The sequence below is a fragment of the Winogradskyella jejuensis genome (genome assembly GCF_900129745.1).
In the GTDB taxonomy this organism is placed as follows: domain Bacteria; phylum Bacteroidota; class Bacteroidia; order Flavobacteriales; family Flavobacteriaceae; genus Winogradskyella; species Winogradskyella jejuensis.
Genome location: NZ_FQWS01000001.1, coordinates 540,940 through 560,889 on the forward strand (window position 1 = coordinate 540,940; position 19,950 = coordinate 560,889).

Here is a 19,950-nt window from a genome sequence, read left to right on the forward strand (position 1 = left end):
TACAAAATTAAATCAATAATTATGTTTTCATTAAGATGGGTTTTTCAGAAAACTCTTTTAAAAATTGTACTTTTGCACTTTCAAAAATCATTTAAATTAAAAACACAAAATATTATGGCAAACGGATTCTTTAATGTCCCAGTTGCGGTTAATGAGCCAGTAAAAGGTTATGCACCGGGTTCTCCAGAACGCGAAGCTGTTGCGGCGGCTTACAAATCAATGTTTAACAGTAAAGTTGAAGTTCCATTATACATAAACGGAAAAGACATTAAGACTGGAAATACCAGAACAATGTCTCCTCCACACGACCACAAACATATTGTAGGTGAATACCATTTAGCAGAAAAAAGTCATATAGAAGAAGCTATTGCTACAGCTTTAGAGGCGCGTAAATCTTGGTCGCAAATGCCATGGGAACAACGCGCAGGCATCTTCTTAAAAGCTGCTGAATTAATTGCAGGACCTTACCGTGCAAAAATTAATGCAGCTACAATGATAGCGCAATCTAAAACCATACACCAAGCTGAAATTGATGCTGCATGCGAGTTTATAGACTTTTTACGTTTCAACGTACAGTTTATGACCGATATATATATGGACCAGCCAGAAAGTACAAGTGATGCTTGGAACCGTGTTGAATATCGTCCGCTAGAGGGCTTCACTTACGCTGTAACACCTTTTAACTTTACTGCAATTGCAGGAAACTTACCATCTTGTATGGCTTTGATGGGCAATGTTGTGGTTTGGAAACCAAGCGATAGCCAAGTGTATTCTGCTAAAGTAATCATGGATGTCTTTAAAGAAGCTGGTGTCCCTGATGGCGTGATTAACGTGGTTTTTGGCGACCCAGTAATGATTACAGAAACAGTATTGGCAAGTCCAGATTTTTCTGGTTTACATTTCACAGGTTCAACATATATTTTTAAAGAACTGTGGAAGCAGATTGGAAATAATATTCACAATTACAAAACATATCCTCGTATTGTAGGAGAAACTGGAGGAAAAGATTTTATCGTTGCTCACAAATCGGCTAATGCTAAGCAAGTAGCAACGGCAATCTCTCGTGGTGCTTTTGAATTTCAAGGACAAAAGTGTTCTGCAGCATCGAGAGCTTACATCCCTAAAGGCATTTGGACTGATGTTAAGAATCATTTATTAGAAGATATTGCATCGTTTAAAATGGGGTCTCCTGAAGACATGAGCAATTTCATTACAGCCGTAATTCATGAAGGCTCATTTGACAAATTAGCTAAATACATTGATGATGCTAAAGCCGATAGCAATGCTGAAATTATTGCAGGTGGCGGCTACGACAAGTCTAAAGGCTACTTTATTGAACCAACAGTTATTGTAACAACAGACCCAAAGTACACTACAATGTGTACTGAGCTTTTTGGTCCAGTCATTACTATTTATGTTTACGAAGATGAAGCCTATTCTGAAACTTTAAAACTCGTTGACGAAACAAGTGAGTATGCTTTAACTGGCGCAATTCTATCGACAGATAGATATGCGGTAGAGGAAGCAACAAAAGCACTTCAAAATTCAGCAGGAAACTTTTATATCAATGATAAGCCAACTGGAGCTGTTGTTGGTCAGCAACCATTTGGTGGCGCAAGAGCATCAGGAACTAATGATAAAGCTGGTTCTGCTCAAAACTTATTACGTTGGGTATCACCAAGATTAATTAAAGAAACGTTTGTAACACCAACGGATTATAGATATCCTTTCTTAGGTGAGTAACATAACATACTTAAGTTCTTGTCTTAAAACCTCAGTGCACAATTCCTGAGGTTTTTTTATTGCTAAAAACTTTATAACTTTATAAACATCACAACTATAATCAACAAAAAATGAAACAACTTTATATTCTGTTATTAATTTTTGTATTCAATCTCGGGTACGCACAAAATAGATTACAAAGATTAGATAAAACCGATATGGAAACAGCAATTTTGTTTTCTTCCTTTCCAATGATTGATATTTCAGAATACCAATCTAACATCAATACTAACTACACGTTTTTTCAAGTATATAAAAGCTTAGCTGAGCGAGATTTAGAAAATCGTTTTCAAGACATCGAAAATTACAAACTTAAGTCAGAAGAAGATTATAAAAACAACCGTATTTCTCTAGCAGCTTTAATAAGTGACTTTGAAGTCATAAAACCAGATGCTTTAGATAATGGTAATGTAGCGATAGACCAAGAAGGCTATATCATTAAAACAAATACTGATTCTTCAGTTTTTAACAAAAAAGAGATTTCAATAATTACGCCTCTGAGGTCAAAACACAAAGGTTTAAAAGTAAATTTTAATTTATATGATGAGAATATAATTAACACCACTTCCAAGCAAATAACTAATATCAAAATAGATTTTGATAATGGAGAAAGTTTTAAAGATGTGACTATTAATTCAAATTTTGAAGTTGTTTATAGCTCTGACGGAGAAAAACTTCTAACATTTTTAATAAATTTTAATGATGGCTCTACTAAAAGAAGCCAATCATCTTTAAAAATTAACTATTCAAACGAAGAATTAAATAGCTATTTCAACAGAGTAATAACAACGTTTCAATCTACAAACACTGCTCCTCCAAATCTTGCGCCTTATGGAGAAAATAATGATATTGGAACTGGAGAATATGAGATTTTTTTAAGTGACGATAACGTTCTAGATAAGCCAATATTTTTAGTCGATGGTTTTGATCCGGGTGATACTAGAGACATTACTGGTATTTACGATTTATTAAATTTTGATGATGCTGGCACCAGCTCTAATCTAGCTGATGTTGTTAGAGCCGAGGGTTTTGATGTTGTCATTCTAAATTTCCCTGTGTATACAAGAACTTCTGATAACGAAGTTATAGATGGTGGTGCTGATTTTATAGAAAGAAATGCAATGTTGCTTGTTGAATTAATAGAAATCATAAATTCAAGCAAAGTAGGTTCTGCAGAACAAAATGTTATAATAGGCCCTAGCATGGGAGGCATTATATCTAGATATGCTTTAAATTTTATGGAAAACTCAGGTATTAATGCAGATACTAGACTATGGATTTCTTTTGACTCACCACACTTAGGCGCAAATGTCCCTATTGGTTTTCAATATCTTTTTAACAAAATTGCCTACGGTCTACAGTTAGGTGGTCTTGGTGGTGACCAAAGTATAGAGGCACTGAGACCTCTTGTTGATGATTTTCTTAGGTCTGCCGCTGCTAAGCAAATGCTCACAGATCATTTTGATGCGCATATTACTTCAGGAACACAATTTGACCCAAATTTAAAGTTACCAATAGCTCATCCTTGGCATCAGATTTTTTATGATGCTATGAACGCTTTAACGTCAAGTGGATTCCCTGAAAACCTAAGAAAAGTATCTATTATAAATGGTAGCGGAATTGGTAACCCTTATCAAGATAAAAATGGTATGGATATTGAGCCAGACTTTTTATCTATTGATATTGAAACTTTACAAATTGGTAGTGGTGTCACAAGTGCAGATGCAGATTTCTTCTCTCGATTTACACCGCTTGCCGAACAAGAAAACCAAACAGGATTTGTCTTTATTGACGCACCTTTCCTTTGCTTTTGCGACTTTACAGCTAGCTCCAACGTAGAAGCTAACAGCTTTTCTGACGGTATAGATGCAGCTCCCGGTGGACTGTTTGACATCGGAGGAATTACAGGGGACTTAGGCTCTGACCCAGTTATTACAGGTTTTTTAGATGGATTAACAACAGATGTTTTTAATTTCATACCAACTGTAAGCGCCATGGCATTGAGTAATGATGGTGAAATAGATTGGTATCACATACCCACAAATTTAACAACACAAAGAACAGTTGATAACGAAACTCCTTTTGACGCATGGTATATGCCAGATGATAATGAAAACCATGTTTCTTTAAATCAGAGCAATGTTGATTTTGCACTTCAGGAAATTAGAAATATGACCTTGGGTAACCAAGAGATAGATGATTTAGTTTTTAAATTTGAAAAAAATCCTATTGATGATAAGTTAATATTATTATCCAATCAAAATCAAAATGCGGATATAAGTATCATTGATTTTACAGGAAAGATAGTGTTTAAGACAAATACTTTGTTGAGTAATAGAATTTCAATTCCTATTAATTTAAACTCAGGATTCTATATTCTTGAAGTTTTAGGAGAAGACAATTCTAGATTTGCAACAAAGTTTATCGTAAACAAATAAATATCACTGTTCAATATAAAAGAAGAGCTCCGGTTGGAGCTCTTCTTATTTATGTTTTAACGGTAAATACACTACCTTCTTGGTTTCGAAAAAATCTTCTTCAAAATAATCGGTTAGTGAAAATAATTTTACAGTAGTATATTGCTTTAACTCTTCTGACAAATCTCCTCCTTTTAAATAAAGTATACCGTTCTTAAATTCATTTTGTTGACGCTTCAAAATCTTTCCTTTTACCCATTTGGTAAATTCTGGCATTGCCGTTACTGCACGACTTACTATAAAATCAAATTGTTCATCTATAGCTTCTGCTCTACTGTGCGTGGTTTTTATATTTTTAAGTTCTAAACTTTCAGCGACGCCGTTAATAACCTTCAGCTTTTTATTTATACTATCTACCAAATGAAATTGACATTCTGGAAATAGAATTGCTAATGGCACCCCAGGAAATCCGCCACCAGTACCAACATCTAAAATAGAAGACCCACCTGCAAATGGCATTACTTTGGCGATTGCTAGTGAGTGTAATACGTGACGCAAATACAATTCATCGATATCTTTACGAGAAATAACGTTTATTTTGGCATTCCAGTCCTTGTAAAGAGGCAATAATGCTTCAAATTGTTGAATTTGTAACTCCGTTAAATTAGGGAAATATTTTAGGATGAGTTCCATATCTTAGTTTTGGCAAAAATAGTTAAATTTAAAACTTCATAAAATTAGCCAAAGGGCTAACTGAGAGAACAATTATTAGTTATCTTTGTTTTATACATACTTAATAAAAACCTTTAGCGTTAAGTATAAAAATAATACCTATGAATACCCAAAAAGCACTTACTTTCTCCCGAAAAGATTCAGCAAAATTCTTTAGAACGCTTAACAAACGTGTTAACGATTATTTTAAAGAAAACAACATAAAACGCACAGGAAACTACAAGCTATGGATTAAAACTATTGTGATGTTTGCTTTGTTTTTATCACCTTATTTTTTACTATTAACATTAGATATACCTACTTGGGCTCAAATATTACTTACTGTAGTGATGGGCATAGGAATGGCTGGTGTTGGTATGAATGTAATGCATGATGGAAACCACGGCTCTTTTTCAAACAAAGAATGGGTTAACCGTTTAATGGGAAGTAGTATCTACATATTGGCGGGAAATGTCTACAACTGGAAAGTACAACACAACGTATTACACCATACTTACACAAATATTCATGGGCATGATGAAGATTTAGAAGCGGGCCGTATTTTACGCTTTTCTGAACACGCAGAATGGCGCAAGCATCATAGATTTCAACACTATTATTCAATATTTCTTTACGGACTTTTAACGATTAACTGGGCTATTACTACAGATTTTCAGCAAATGTATCGCTACATGAAGCGAAAATTGTCTTATGGTAAATTCCCTAATCCAGTAGCAAATTGGAGTAAGTTGGTTATATCTAAGTTAATCTATGTGGCAATGTGGATTGTGATACCTATTGTATTAACAGATTTAGCATGGTATAAAGTGGTTATTGGCTTTTTAATCATGCACTATGTTGCAGGCCTGATTTTAAGTGTTGTATTTCAACTAGCTCATGTTATGGATGAAGCTGAAATGCCAATGCCAGAAAAAGATGGCACAATGAAAAACACTTGGGCTATTCACCAACTTAAAACTACAGTAAACTTTGGAGCTAAAAACTGGTTAGTAAACTGGTATACTGGCGGACTTAACCACCAAGTAGAGCATCATATTTTTCCAAACATTAGTCATATTCACTATGGGAAAATTGCTAAAATCGTAAAAGAAACAGCTAAAGAATTTAATTTACCATACAAAGAATATAAAACAACACGAAAGGCCATTGCTGCACATTTTAAGTTTCTAAAAGAAATGGGAATGAAACCAGCTATGCCTGCTTAATCTTACACAACCAACACGCATGAACCAACTTTCGGATAGAATTAATAGTCTATCGACCTCAGCTACTTTAGCAATGGCTGCTAAAGCGAGAGAATTAAGAGAAGAAGGAAAAGATATTATAGGACTTAGCTTAGGAGAGCCCGATTTTAACACCCCAGATTTTGTCAAAGATGCCGCTATACAAGCCGTTAACGACAATTACAATAGTTACACACCTGTTGATGGCTATGCAGAACTGAAAGATGCAATAATCACAAAATTTAAACGTGATAATAACTTAAACTACAATCGCCAACAAATTGTAGTTTCTACAGGCGCAAAACAATCTTTATACAATATAGCATCGGTAATGCTTAATGATGGTGACGAGGTAATTTTACCATGTCCGTATTGGGTAAGCTACAGTGATATTGTAAAACTCAACGGAGGTGTTCCAGTAGAGGTTAAAACATCAATTACTGATGATTTTAAGATGACACCTACTCAACTTGAAGCTGCTATCACGCCAAAAACCAAAATGATTTGGTATAGTTCTCCGTGTAACCCTAGTGGCTCTGTTTATAGTAAAGACGAGCTAAGGGCTTTAGCAGATGTACTTCAAAAGCATCCAAATATTTATGTGGTTTCTGATGAAATTTACGAACATATCAATTTTATAGGTGGTCATTGTAGTATGGCACAGTTTGATGATATGTTTGAAAGAACTATCACGGTTAACGGTGTCTCTAAAGCATTTGCAATGACAGGCTGGCGAATAGGCTACATTGGCGCACCGACTGAAATCGCGAGAGCTTGTAACAAAATACAAGGACAAGTCACTAGTGGTGCAAACTGTATTGCACAACGCGCTGTAATTGCGGCTTTAGAAGCAACTCCAGATAAAGTACAATATATGATTGATGAGTTTAAAGAACGTCGTCAATTAATATTAGGTTTATTAGCCGAAATTGAAGGATTTTCTTGTAACGAACCAGAAGGCGCTTTTTATGTTTTTCCAGATGTATCCGCTTATTTTGGAAGAACACTTAATGGGCAAACCATTAATAATGCTTCGGAATTTGCGATGTATTTGCTAGAGCACGCCAATGTAGCTACAGTAACTGGTGAAGCCTTTGGTAACCCCAACTGCATCAGAATTTCTTATGCGGCTTCTCAAGAACAAATTATTGAAGCTATAAAGCGAATTAAAGCGGCTTTAAATTAGAAAAAGAAGTATTAAAACAACTACAACCAGAACAGTAGAAATGACAACCATTTTTGTTCTGGTTTTTTTGTTTTCTTTTTGAATACGTTCTTTAATTTTTTCAAGTAATTCAGGTGAAGCTTCAGGAAAATTATATTCTGTTTTAGAATTTTCACCATAGACACTCTTAGTTTTCCTAAAGTGTTTAGACTTATCTATCCTAATACTTTTGTTACTTCTTATAGTACTTAACATTGATTCTCCTAAAGGCATAATTCATCACTTTATTACATTAAAAACATAAGTGCAACTGATATTGTAGACACTATTATTGTCAAGGCCATAGCTTTTAACATCCATATCTTTCTTTCCGCTTGCATACGTTTTCTAATATCACGTAATTGCTTCGCTGAAGCTTTAGGTAAGTTATATTCTGTTTTCTTATTTGGTTTATATCCACCTAATCTATTCTTAAATTTTTCACGATTTGGTAAAAGTTTTCTATTGTTATTAATAATAGTATTCATAGATGCTGATGCCATAATCTTAGATTTTAAATAAGGTTAGATAATGATAAAAAAGCTGCTTATTATCTTAGAATAAAAAGCAGCTCCAAATAATTGTAGAATATATTGATTGTCTAAAATATCATAGTTAATGCAATTACAAATACTGATAGTTTTAAGATGACTCCAATAGCATTCACGCTATTAAATTGTTTGAATTTTAGTCGCTGTCTCATTCCAAAAACTGACGGATTGTTAGAATTGATGAAGTTCTGTTTCTCCGCTGCTTTGTAGTTAGAGTTTAACAAAGGTTCGTTTGCATATACAAACGTTTCTCTGGGTTCTGGTAATGGTTCTGTTTCAAAAGTGTTTACTACTAATTCCATGATTGATAAAAATTTGTTGGTTATGCTTATATGACGAGGCCATTTCAAAAATGTTACACAGTATATCTCCCTAAACACCTCTAAACCAAAACCTAATATTCAGAATTATCAGTAAAAATATAGGCTAGCTCAAAATTGAAATTTTTAAAAAATTTTTCAGTTTTAACAAAAATTATATCGAAAATGAGGTGGAAAAACTATCTGTTTCGCCAGAAAAAAGGAGTCAATAATATAAGAACAGTAAATAATTCTAAACGTCCTAAAAGCATTAAAAATGACGCCCACCATTTTCCTAATGGTGGTAATGCGGCGTAATTATTAACAGGCCCAAAGTCACCTAAAGCCGGTCCAACATTACCTAAACTTGAGGCCGAAAGACCAATTGCAGACGTAAAATCTATCTGAAACATAGAGAACACTAGCGCTCCAAAAATAAAGAGCAGCATATAAGTAATAAAGAAACCAAGAATATTGAACACAATATCTTTAGACACTGACTTTTGATTATAACGTACAGGAAGAATAGCATTGGGGTGTAATGCGCGCTTAAATTCTAAAAAGCCGTTTTTAATGAGCACCAAGTGCCTCACCACTTTTATACCTCCTGAAGTACTTCCCGCTGAGCCTCCTAAAAACATTAATCCAAAGAAGAACACCGTTAAAAATGGTGTCCACATCGTATAATCTGCGGTAACAAAGCCTGTAGTTGTCACTATTGCTAAGACCTGAAATAAAGCATGTCTTACAGCGCTTTCAAACTCTCCGAGCACCATGGGATGTTCTATAGAAGATTGAGATACATCTGCTCTAAAATATATGATTAAAGCCGCTACTACAGTAAATACAGCTATGAACTTAAAGTAGAGCTTAAACTCGTCATCCTTTATAATTTTCTGAACTTTTCCTTTGAATGCAAAATAGCTCAAAACAAAGTTTGTTCCTGCCAAAAACATAAAGGTTATAATAATATATTGAATAACAGGATTACCATTCCAATGGGCAACACTAGCATTTTTAGTAGAAAAACCACCAGTTGATAGTGTACTTAAGGCGTGATTAATAGCATCGAAAAAAGACATTCCTGCGACTTGCAGTAGAATTGTTTCAGCAACAGTGTATCCAACATAAATCAACCATAATCGCTTAGCTGTATCTGTGATTCTTGGGTGCAACTTATCGCCACCAGGACCAGGAGCTTCAGCAGCAAACAACTGCATACCTCCAATCCCTAAAAGTGGAAGAATAGCTATAGCTAAAACAATTATACCCATACCTCCAATCCAATGCGTCATACTACGCCAGAACAATACGCCTTTGGGTATAATTTCAATATCATTTAATATACTAGCGCCTGTTGTGGTGTAACCAGACATGGTTTCGAAAAAAGCATCTGTAAATGTCGGAATGGCTTCTGTAACCATATAGGGTAATGCTCCTGATAGTGACATCACCAACCAACCAAAGGTGACAACGATGTAACCTTCGCGTTTGTTCATCTCTTTACGGTGATTCCGCGTATTGAACATCACAAAGGCTCCGATAAGAAGAATAGTAAACCCTGAAAGGAGTAACTCTAAGGTAACACCATCTTTGTATATTAAACTTATAAGTGTAGCTAAAAGAATAAAACCCCCATTGAAGAGAAGTAACAATCCCAAAAAATGGAAGATAATCTTATAATTTAGGGTCATTCTTGCCATAGACTATGCAAAAAACTTTTCGACTTCAGCGATAGAACGAGGCAAACAACAGACAACTACTCTATCGCCTGCCTCTATAACAAACTCACCTAACGGAATAAGACCCTCACCATTTCTTATGACACCTCCAAAAATGGCAGACCTCGGGAAATCTAAATCCTTTATTTTTCGGTTTGTAATTTTTGAGTTTGGCTTGACTACAAACTCTAGAAGTTCGGCATTCATATTGGTTAGCTTCGTCATGGCTACAACTTCACCTTTACGAATGTATCTAAAAATAGTATTTGCAGCCAAAAGCTTTTTATTGATGAGTGTATCAATACCTATGGACTGCGACAACTGGTAGTAGTCCATATTTTCAACTAGAGCAATGGTCTTTTTTACACCTTTAGATTTTGCCAAAAGGCAAGACATGATGTTAGTTTCAGAATTTCCAGTTACCGAAATAAAGGCATCCATCTGAGAAATATTTTCTTCATCTAAAATATCTACATTACGTCCATCGCCACATATAATAAGCGCATTTGGTAACTCGTCTGCTAAATCTTCGGCAACATTCTGACGATTCTCAACAAGCTTTACATTAAACTTACTTTTGCAGAGGTCTTTTGCCGTTTTATATCCTATTTGGCTTCCACCAAGAATCATTACGTCTTTAATACCTACTTTAACTTTACCTGAGAGTTCAAACAATTCTTCATCTCCACCTTTAGAAGTAATAAAAACTACCTTATCACCTTCCTTAAAAATCGTATCTCCTCTGGGAATTATGGTGTATTGAGTACCGTAGCGCTGAATAGCAATAGGAATAAAATGTAATTCTGAATACAATTCTGCAGCTTCTTTAACAGTTTTACCTATAAATGTGGCTGTACGCGATAAACGCAAACCTAACATAGTTAATTTACCATCTTCAAACTCATACGTATCGTTAAAACCATATTGATTAAGTAGTAATTCAATTTCTGAAGCCGCTAGAGATTCAGGAGAAATCAACTCATCAATCCCAAATGTTGAAAAACCTAACTCTTCTTTATTATCAATAAACTCCGTATTAGAAATACGTGCAATCGTACGTTTAGCTCCCAATTGCTTGGCCAAAACGCAAGCTGTAATGTTTGTAGTTTCTGAAGAAGTAACTGCTATAAAAAGCTCGGAATCTTCTATTCGTCCATCTTTCAAGGTTGCAATTGAGGTTGCATCACCTTTAATGGTTTTTATATCTAAGTTTTCGCCAGCATATGCTAAGCTATCTTTTTGATTGTCTATTAATGTAATTTCTTGAGACTCGTAGGACAGTAATTTTGCCAAATGAAACCCAACTTCACCAGCTCCGGCAATTATAATTTTCATCTACATTTATTTGATAAAAAACATACAAATATACACTTATTTTAGCCTTAACAACAGTTTTGAAACCAATATAATTATGTAGTTATTAACCATTCAACTCTCAAGAATAGATTATATTTGCAAAAATTTTTTTGATGCCAAATAACGTAAAACCATACAAAAACAGTGAGCTTGACAAGAAAGAACAAGTCACAAAAATGTTTGATACCATTTCTGAAGAATACGATGGGCTTAACCGAGTTATTTCTTTTGGTATAGATATAAAATGGCGTAATAAAGTTGTGAAATTAGTTGCTGAAACTAATCCTGAAAACATCCTTGATATTGCTACAGGCACTGGCGATTTGGCTATAAGTCTAACAGAAACCTCAGCCAAAGAAATTATTGGTTTAGACATTAGTGACGGTATGCTTGAGGTTGGCAGAAAGAAAATAAAGTCTAAAAGTCTAGATGGTATAATACAAATGCTTATTGGTGATTCTGAAGATTTACCATTTGCTGATAATTCGTTTGATGCAATTACTGTAGCTTTTGGAGTGAGAAATTTTATGAATCTTGAAAAAGGCCTTTCTGAGATACTCCGTGTACTAAAGCCAAACGGTATTTTTGTAATTTTAGAAACATCTGTACCCACAAAAACACCTTACAAACAAGGCTATAAATTGTATTCTAAATTTATTTTACCTACTATTGGCAAAGTCTTTTCTAAAGACCGAAGCGCCTACAAATATTTAAGTGAATCTGCTTCCGTTTTTCCTTTTGGTGAGGAATTGAACAATATTTTAAGGCAAACTGGGTTTATTAATGTCAAAGACAAACCACAAACATTTGGTGTCGCAACCATATATACCGCATCGAAGGCCTAAGTATGAAGAAATTAATTATTGTTTTAGCTGTTTTACTAAGCTGCAATGCTAGTTTTGCACAACTTTTTACCAAAAAGAAAATTATTAACCTTGAGAATATGGACAAAAAAATTGTGTCTTGGGGTTATTTTTTAGGTTTTAATAGTTACGATTTTAAATTTGAATACGAGCGTAATCTCGAAGATATCTTAGTAGATAACACTACTGGATTTCAAGTAGGGCTTACAGGAGATTTACGATTAAACAATCATCTTAATTTACGTTTTGAGCCTGGTGTATATTTTACAACCAGAAATTTACGTTATGACGAAAGCTACTTTGATGGACAAAGTTTTAATCCATCGGATTTATTGAGAGAAGCTAAATCTACTTACATACACCTACCTTTACTCCTTAAGTTTTCTACAAACCGAATCAATAACATTAGACCCTTTATCGTTGGCGGTGTTTCTACAGCCCTAAATTTAGCCAGTAACGAAGAAAACCCAAGTGACAATAGTGGTGGACAATTTAGAATGACCACTAATAATTACTTTTACGAAATTGGTTTTGGAATAGATTTATACCTTCTATATTTCAAATTTACACCTTCTATTAGAGGTGTATTTGCTATAAATGACGAAGTTGTTAGAGATATAGACCCAAATAGTCCTTGGACAGGCAATATTACGTCGATGAAAACTCGCGGAATTTTTATCAACTTTACCTTTAGATAGCCTTTCGTTTAAACTCACTTAAACAAATGGCTGTTGCAGTAGCAACATTCAAACTTTCTGTAGCTTTTAGAGTTCCAAATCTTGGTATAGCCAATCTTTTGTTGACAAGATTTTCTATTGCTCTTGAAATTCCATTAGCCTCATTACCCATAATTAACACCCCTTGGTTGGGTAAATTGGCGCTGTAAATATTTTCGCCATCCATAAAAGTTCCGAAAATATCACCTTCAAAACCTGAAATAAAATTTTCTAAGTCAATATAACTTACATTAACACGAGTTAAAGAGCCCATTGTTGCTTGTACTACCTTGGAGTTATACGAATCTACAGTGGCTTTACTGCAAACCAAATCTTTAATCCCAAACCAATCGCACAATCTAATAATAGTACCTAAATTTCCTGGGTCTCGTACATCATCTAATGCTACAATAAGCTGAGAAGTATCTATGGATTTTGCTTCTGGAATTTCAAAAACAGCTAAAGCTGTATTAGGACTTTTAAGTTGACTTATCTTCTTTAAATCAGTATCAGAAATTATAGAAAAATGCTCATCATCGACATTAAAAATAGCATCAGTAGTATAGATATGATTAAGTTGAAATGAAGAATTTATAAACTCCGTAATCCCTTTAACGCCTTCTACCGTAAATAAACCATGTTGACTCCTGAATTTTTTTTGGGATAAACTTTTAATTAATTTTATCTGATTCTTTGATAACATTAAAATGTATTTACATTTGTTAATAATATAACACTGGCAAATTAAGACTTTTTTGTACTAATATTTGCAATGTCCTATCATTATCAGAAAATTGCCTTTTGCATTGAATCTAAAACCGTATAAATTGGTAACATCAAAATTAAAATCAATAAAAGCTATAGGCGCTTTGTTATTATTGATTTTGATAGTGTCCTGTAATACGGTAAAACGCGTCAAAGACAATCAATATCTACTTACTGAGAATAAAATTGAAGTTGATGGTAAGGTTACAAAAAAAGAGCGCGTTAATAATATACCACTTCAAAAGCCAAATACTACAGTTCCGCTTTTAGGAATACCAGTAAAACTACATGTGTATAATTTGGCTCGGCCAAATATCGACTCCATACTTCAAGCAAAAATCTATGATGATTCTTCTAAAGTAAAACGTAAAACAAAAATACTTTCAAAAAAGCAGTTAGAACGAGAATTACAGGCACGTCGCAATTTTAACTCGTGGTTAAAGCGTATCGGAGAAGCACCCACAATTTTAAACGAAGACAAAACCGAAAAGACAAAAAACCGACTTCGCTCCTATTATTTTAAACGAGGTTGGCTCTACAACGAAGTTGATTATACTATTGAACGTGACTCTAATAAAAGAGCTAAAGTAAAATACTCTGTTACTAAAAATTCGCCAAGTATTTTAGACACTCTAAAAACAGATATTAAAACTCCAGTCGTTGACTCTATTTACCAAGCCAACAAAAACAAGTCTTTTCTCAAAGAGGGCCAACAATACGATGAAGACAACTTTACAAAAGAACGTTCGCGTCTAAACACTTTGATGCGTAACTCTGGACTTTTCTTTTTTGGACAAGACTATGTACGTTTTGAGATAGATACTTTTAAATCTCGAAACACTTACAATACAGAATTATTCATTGGTAATAGAACTATAAGATATGGTGATTCTACAAGAACTAGACCTTTTAAAATATATACTATTAAAGATGTAAACATCTATACTGATGCATCTAATGAAAACAGAATTGAAGGCAACCAAATTAAAGATAGTACCACTTACAATGGTTATAACATATACAGTTTTGAAGAATTAAAATTTAAACCAAAAGCCTTAACTGATGCCATTTTTATAAAAAAAGGAGATATCTACAGAGATATAAATCGTACTATTACCTCAAGGCATCTCAATCAACTACAAATGTTCAGATATCCAGGTGTAGATTTTGTAGCTAACGAGGTGGACTCTACACTCACCGCTAACATATTTTTATCGCCTAGAAAGAAATACGAATTGGGTTTCTCTTTTGATGTTTCACAAAGTAACATTCAAACCGTAGGATTTGCATTTAGTACAGGTCTAAAAATTAGAAATGTGTTTAGAGGTGCAGAAACATTGGATATTTCTGCTTTAGGCTCTATTGGTGCATCAAAAGACGCAGGTAACGATGACGATTCGTTTTTTGACATCAACGAGTTTGGTGGCTCTGTGGGATTAACCATTCCTAGAATATTTTTTCCGATGAACACGGATAAAATTATTCCAAAAACCATGTCTCCAAACACCAAAATAAATATAGCAGCAACCAGTCAACAAAATATAGGTCTAGATAGGCAGACACTCTCAAGTATTTTTGCCTACAACTGGTTTCCCTCAGAAAAGGTAACTAACAATCTAGAACTCTTTAATGTGCAGTATGTACGCAACCTTAATGTCAATAACTATTTTGGAGTCTATTCAAATTCTTTTAACCGTTTAAATGACATCGCTAGAAACATTAATTATATTGGACCGAATGATGAACTGAGAGACGAGACGCTTCAAAATCAGTTTACGCCAGCTGACGTTTTTATTAATGATGTACTTATTGGAAATACAAGTCTCTCAGCTGGTGATGATGCTTTTGTAGATGTAAACAATATTAAGCAAAGACAAGATCGTCTTACGGAAGACAACCTTATCATTTCTTCAAGTTTTGACTATAAGAAAGATACAAGAACAGATTTATCAGATAATAATTTTTCAACATTTAAATACCATGTTGAACTTGCAGGAAATCTCTTATCGGGTGTTTCTAGGCTGGCTAGTTTTGATAAAAATGCAGATGGTCGTTATGAAGTTTTAAACGTTCCTTTTTCACAATACTTCAAAACCGAATTGGATTATGTAAAGTATTTTGGTTTAAGAGGGAAAAAGAGTGTTCTAGCCTTTAGAGGCTACTTTGGTATGGCTATTCCTTTTGGAAACTCCAATAACATTCCTTTTGTAGAAAGTTTCTTTGCAGGAGGTCCAAACGATAATCGTGCTTGGACAGCTTACAACCTTGGACCAGGCAGCTCACAAAACACGAATGAATTTAATGAAGCAAACCTGAAATTACATTTTAGTCTGGAGCAACGCTTCAATCTTTTTGGCAATTTTGATGGTGCACTTTTTGTTGATGCTGGTAATATCTGGAATGCCTTTGGAAACGTTGAAGACGACCCAGAATCTACATTTACCAGTTTAAAATCACTAAGAAACATAGCAGTTGGTAGTGGTTTTGGAATACGCTATGATTTTACATTTTTTGTTCTAAGAGGTGATATTGGTTTTAAGACTTATGACCCATCTCTACAAATGGGAAACAGATGGTTTACAAACTACAACTTCACTAATGCCACTTACAATATTGGTATTAATTATCCTTTCTAAAAAGATAGCACAAGCGATATCGTTTTCGTATAAATTTCTATAATTTGCTGTTTTATAACGGTTCAAAATGAGGGAATTTGCGTATTTTTGAAATCATAATTTTCAATAAAAAACCATGAGTCACTCAATAAAACCTGGCGTAGCTACAGGATACGAAGTTCAAGAAATTTTTAAGCTTGCAAAAGAAAAAGGATTTGCTTTACCTGCAGTAAACGTTATAGGTTCTAATACCATCAATGGCGTTTTAGAAACTGCTAAAGCCCTAAATTCTCCTGTTATTATCCAATTTTCTAACGGCGGAGCCCAATTTAATGCTGGAAAAGGATTAAGCAACGAAGGGCAAAAAGCTGCAATTGCAGGTAGTATTGCTGGAGCAAAACATGTACATCTTATGGCAGAAGCTTACGGTGTACCTGTAATCTTACATACTGACCATTGTGCCAAAAAATTATTGCCTTGGATTGATGGCTTATTAGATGCCAGTGAGCAACACTTTAAGGAAACAGGTAAATCACTTTTTAGTTCTCACATGATTGATTTAAGTGAAGAACCTTTAGAAGAAAATATTGAAATCTGTAAAGAATACCTTGCGCGTATGAGCAAAATGGGTATGACTTTAGAGATAGAATTAGGCATTACAGGTGGTGAAGAAGATGGAGTTGACAATAGTGATGTAGATGAGTCTAAACTATACACGCAGCCAGAAGAAGTAGCCTATGCTTACGAGGAACTTAGTAAAGTAAGTGACCAATTTACAGTAGCAGCAGCCTTTGGAAATGTCCACGGTGTTTACAAACCAGGAAATGTAAAACTAACTCCAAAGATTCTTAAAAATTCTCAAGAATATATTACAGAAAAATATAACTTACCTCATAACCATATTGATTTTGTTTTCCACGGTGGTTCTGGTTCTACACTAGAAGAAATTAGAGAAGCTATTGGTTACGGTGTTATAAAAATGAATATCGATACAGATATGCAATACGCCTTTATGTCTGGCGTACGCGATTATATGAGTGAGAAAGAAGCGTATTTACAAACGCAAATAGGAAGTCCTGATGGTCCTGATTCTCCTAACAAAAAATATTACGACCCTCGTGTGTGGTTACGCAAAGGTGAAGATGCATTTGTAGCAAGACTCAAAAAAGCTTTTGAAGACTTAAATAACGTAAATACTTTATAGTACTATTTTTTAACACATTTAAAACCCTGTTTCACAGTAATTTGAAACAGGGTTTTTCAATTTACAATCACTACCTTAAGCATAATACTCTAAATGTTGAACAGTTATTATAAAATGCCTAATTTTGTATGCTGAATTTATTTCAGACTAACTGATAATAGTTTAGAGTCAATCTAAAATCGCTAATCCAAAATCGTAATTTAAAACATGGCTTGGTTTAAAAGAAAAGATAAAGGTATACAGACCTCAACTGAAGAAAAGAAAGACACCCCTAAAGGTCTTTGGTATAAATCTCCCACAGGAAAAATAATAGACACTAAAGAACTTGAAAAGAATTTTTACGTGAGTCCAGAAGACGGCTACCACGTAAGGATTGGAAGTAAAGAGTATTTTGAAATTTTATTTGACGACAACAAGTTTAAAGAACTTGACGCAGGCCTAACTTCAAAAGACCCTCTTAAATTCGAAGACACTAAAAAATATCCAGACCGTTTAAAAGCGGCTCAAGCAAAAACCAATCTCAAAGACGCTGTACGAACAGCAGTCGGTAAATCTAAAGGTGAAGACTTAGTTATTGCTTGTATGGATTTTTCATTCATTGGAGGCTCTATGGGTAGTGTTGTTGGTGAGAAGATTGCTCGTGCTGCTGATTATGCTTTAAAAAAGAAATTGCCTTTTATGATTATAAGCAAATCTGGTGGTGCGCGTATGATGGAAGCTGCTTTATCTTTAATGCAGTTAGCAAAAACTTCTGCAAAGTTGGCACAATTAGCAGATGCAGGAATTCCATACATCTCATTATGTACAGACCCAACTACTGGAGGCACTACCGCATCATTTGCGATGTTAGGAGATATTAATATTTCTGAGCCAGGCGCATTAATTGGTTTTGCTGGTCCTCGTGTTGTAAGAGACACCACTGGAAAAGAACTTCCTGAAGGTTTTCAAACATCAGAGTTTTTGTTAGAACATGGTTTTTTGGATTTCATCACGCATCGAAAAGAATTAAAAAACAAGGTGAATCTTTATATTGATTTAATAAAGAATCAACCTCTAAGAGCATAAAAAAAGCGAGCCAATTGGCTCGCTTTTTCATTTAAACTCAACTATAAACTAAACTAATTCAAAGTAATTGTAATTTCTGTACCGTCATTAAAGGTAAACAAGGCTTCGTTATCACAATCACCAGTACCGTAATCAAAAATCCCTCCAAAATTTGTACGTTGTATGTCTATTGTACCACTTACAAAGTACGTGCAAATCACCTCTCGACGAAGTGGTGTTAATACTTCGTAAGTATGCGTGTTTCCATTTACAAAAGTTGTTGTCCAATTTCCTGTAACTTCAAATACATTATCGCTAAAAATACCGCTACCAAAACCTTCAACCCATTCTCTAACTTTGCTTCCTGTTCTTGATGCTTGCACACCACTTGGCCAAATCACAGTTAAATCTAAAGTGTGCGTAAACTGGGGATTGCCATTATCGTTTTCTTTTTCTCTTAGAATAGTTCTGCTACCTAAAATATTTTTATTATCGAAATAAAAATCTTCTAGATTATAGGTAATTAAAGTCTCCATCGCTTCAATATCTCTAGTGTATGAGAAAATAATTTTCCCTTTGAGAACGTGTCCTCGTACAATGCAACCTTCGTCACCAAAATCTACAGTCACTTCTCTAAAGCCCTGTTCTGCAATAACAGTTATTGTAACGCAATCTGGTAAAGCTGGTGGTACTATCCTACCGGTAGGATTTGCTAAGTCATATTCAAAAACTTCGACAACCATATCCTCAAGAGAGGAGCTTGCTGCATCAACCTCAGAAGCCCTAGCCAATTCTAAAGTGTCTTGAGAGGTATTATCAATTTGTATAGGTTCATCATTATCAGAACAAGAATTAAATGCCAATCCAATAATTAGTGAAGCCAAAATGCTTTTTAAAATCTTATTAAAATGTTTCATAATCAATTTGTTTAAGTTATTAATGGTTAATTCAAATACTTTACAATCCTCTGCGCACTAAGATTTTAGATAAAGTATTTAATATTTTTGTTTGTTAACATGATTTTAAGACCTTGTATTTTTAAAAAGGTTTAATACCGTTCATCGAAAACTCTAAATAATTGTATTAAAGACTTGTAAATCTTTAATTTTTCCTATATTTGCCGCCTGAAAGAACGACTTTCAGAATACATAACAATCATTTACATAAATATTAGCATGTACGTTACAAAAGAAAAGAAGGCTGAAATCTTCGCAAAACACGGTAAAAGCGCAAATGACACAGGTTCTGCTGAAGGACAGATTGCATTATTTACTGCAAGAATTAACCACTTAACAGAGCACTTAAAACAAAATCGTAAAGATTATAACACTGAGCGTTCGTTAGTAAAACTAGTAGGAAAGCGTCGTGCTCTACTAGACTACTTAACTAAGAAAGATATCTTAAGATATCGTGCGATAGTTAAAGAATTAGGATTAAGAAAATAATCTAAATAAAGAG

At 34.2% G+C, this 19,950-nt stretch carries 18 protein-coding genes; 10 read left to right on the forward strand and 8 right to left on the reverse strand.

Annotated features, from left to right (window positions below; translation table 11 throughout):
* Nucleotides 1-114: 114 nt before the first annotated feature.
* Nucleotides 115-1,743, forward strand: coding sequence for an L-glutamate gamma-semialdehyde dehydrogenase (pruA, locus tag BUB95_RS02680; RefSeq protein ID WP_073085036.1), 1,629 nt, complete (start codon nt 115-117; stop codon nt 1,741-1,743).
* Between the two features lie 110 nt (nt 1,744-1,853).
* Entirely contained in the window at nt 1,854-4,220 is a 2,367-nt protein-coding gene (locus BUB95_RS02685) for a T9SS type A sorting domain-containing protein (RefSeq protein WP_073082677.1), read from the forward strand.
* A gap of 45 nt (nt 4,221-4,265) precedes the next feature.
* Here BUB95_RS02685 and rsmG read toward each other — a convergent pair whose 3' ends face one another.
* Nucleotides 4,266-4,892: a 16S rRNA (guanine(527)-N(7))-methyltransferase RsmG gene (gene rsmG / locus BUB95_RS02690; protein WP_073082680.1), complete on the reverse strand. Its 627-nt coding sequence runs from the start codon at nt 4,890-4,892 to the stop codon at nt 4,266-4,268.
* Between the two features lie 140 nt (nt 4,893-5,032).
* On the opposite strand from rsmG, the gene BUB95_RS02695 reads away from it, so the two are divergent.
* A complete protein-coding gene (locus BUB95_RS02695; RefSeq protein ID WP_073082684.1) occupies nt 5,033-6,136 on the forward strand; it encodes a fatty acid desaturase family protein in 1,104 nt (367 codons plus the stop codon).
* 19 nt (nt 6,137-6,155) lie between these two features.
* Nucleotides 6,156-7,340 (forward strand): pyridoxal phosphate-dependent aminotransferase, encoded by a 1,185-nt coding sequence (locus BUB95_RS02700; protein ID WP_073082687.1) that lies wholly within the window; start codon nt 6,156-6,158, stop codon nt 7,338-7,340.
* Here BUB95_RS02700 and BUB95_RS02705 read toward each other — a convergent pair.
* The 5 genes from BUB95_RS02705 to trkA all read right to left on the reverse strand — a co-directional run bounded on the left by BUB95_RS02705 (nt 7,332) and on the right by trkA (nt 11,264).
* A complete protein-coding gene (locus BUB95_RS02705; RefSeq protein ID WP_073082691.1) occupies nt 7,332-7,592 on the reverse strand; it encodes a hypothetical protein in 261 nt (86 codons plus the stop codon). The genes BUB95_RS02700 and BUB95_RS02705 overlap by 9 nt on opposite strands.
* A 14-nt stretch (nt 7,593-7,606) precedes the next feature.
* Complete coding sequence (locus BUB95_RS02710; protein WP_073082694.1) at nt 7,607-7,861, reverse strand: hypothetical protein; 255 nt, start codon at nt 7,859-7,861, stop codon at nt 7,607-7,609.
* Nucleotides 7,862-7,959: 98 nt separating this feature from the next.
* Nucleotides 7,960-8,211 (reverse strand): hypothetical protein, encoded by a 252-nt coding sequence (locus BUB95_RS02715; protein WP_073082696.1) that lies wholly within the window; start codon nt 8,209-8,211, stop codon nt 7,960-7,962.
* Between the two features lie 197 nt (nt 8,212-8,408).
* Nucleotides 8,409-9,902: a TrkH family potassium uptake protein gene (locus tag BUB95_RS02720; protein WP_083573301.1), complete on the reverse strand. Its 1,494-nt coding sequence runs from the start codon at nt 9,900-9,902 to the stop codon at nt 8,409-8,411.
* A gap of 12 nt (nt 9,903-9,914) precedes the next feature.
* Nucleotides 9,915-11,264, reverse strand: coding sequence for a Trk system potassium transporter TrkA (gene trkA, locus BUB95_RS02725; RefSeq protein ID WP_073082701.1), 1,350 nt, complete (start codon nt 11,262-11,264; stop codon nt 9,915-9,917).
* Nucleotides 11,265-11,398: 134 nt separating this feature from the next.
* On the opposite strand from trkA, the gene ubiE reads away from it, so the two are divergent.
* Nucleotides 11,399-12,130: a bifunctional demethylmenaquinone methyltransferase/2-methoxy-6-polyprenyl-1,4-benzoquinol methylase UbiE gene (ubiE, locus tag BUB95_RS02730; RefSeq protein ID WP_073082704.1), complete on the forward strand. Its 732-nt coding sequence runs from the start codon at nt 11,399-11,401 to the stop codon at nt 12,128-12,130.
* 2 nt (nt 12,131-12,132) lie between these two features.
* Entirely contained in the window at nt 12,133-12,846 is a 714-nt protein-coding gene (gene porT, locus BUB95_RS02735; RefSeq protein WP_073082707.1) for a type IX secretion/gliding motility protein PorT/SprT, read from the forward strand.
* Here porT and BUB95_RS02740 read toward each other — a convergent pair.
* Entirely contained in the window at nt 12,839-13,567 is a 729-nt protein-coding gene (locus BUB95_RS02740) for a TrmH family RNA methyltransferase (RefSeq protein WP_073082710.1), read from the reverse strand. The genes porT and BUB95_RS02740 overlap by 8 nt on opposite strands.
* A 124-nt stretch (nt 13,568-13,691) precedes the next feature.
* Here BUB95_RS02740 and tamL point away from each other — a divergent pair, with 124 nt between their 5' ends.
* The 3 genes from tamL (at nt 13,692) to accD (ending at nt 18,513) form a co-directional block, all read left to right on the forward strand.
* The gene (tamL, locus tag BUB95_RS02745; RefSeq protein WP_234969230.1) at nt 13,692-16,265 is read left to right on the forward strand and encodes a translocation and assembly module lipoprotein TamL; all 2,574 of its coding nucleotides are present in this window, start codon (nt 13,692-13,694) and stop codon (nt 16,263-16,265) included.
* A 115-nt stretch (nt 16,266-16,380) separates the two neighbouring features.
* Nucleotides 16,381-17,448, forward strand: coding sequence for a class II fructose-bisphosphate aldolase (fbaA, locus tag BUB95_RS02750; protein WP_073082712.1), 1,068 nt, complete (start codon nt 16,381-16,383; stop codon nt 17,446-17,448).
* A 207-nt stretch (nt 17,449-17,655) separates the two neighbouring features.
* Nucleotides 17,656-18,513 carry an acetyl-CoA carboxylase, carboxyltransferase subunit beta gene (gene accD / locus BUB95_RS02755; RefSeq protein ID WP_073082715.1) on the forward strand — a complete coding sequence of 286 codons (858 nt, stop codon included), beginning with the start codon at nt 17,656-17,658 and terminating at the stop codon, nt 18,511-18,513.
* Nucleotides 18,514-18,566: 53 nt separating this feature from the next.
* On the opposite strand, the gene BUB95_RS02760 is transcribed toward accD, so the two are convergent.
* A complete protein-coding gene (locus BUB95_RS02760) occupies nt 18,567-19,409 on the reverse strand; it encodes a hypothetical protein (RefSeq protein ID WP_073082718.1) in 843 nt (280 codons plus the stop codon).
* A gap of 258 nt (nt 19,410-19,667) precedes the next feature.
* Here BUB95_RS02760 and rpsO point away from each other — a divergent pair, with 258 nt between their 5' ends.
* Nucleotides 19,668-19,937, forward strand: a complete 270-nt coding sequence (rpsO, locus tag BUB95_RS02765; RefSeq protein ID WP_073082720.1) for a 30S ribosomal protein S15 — start codon at nt 19,668-19,670, stop codon at nt 19,935-19,937.
* Nucleotides 19,938-19,950 lie beyond the last annotated feature (13 nt).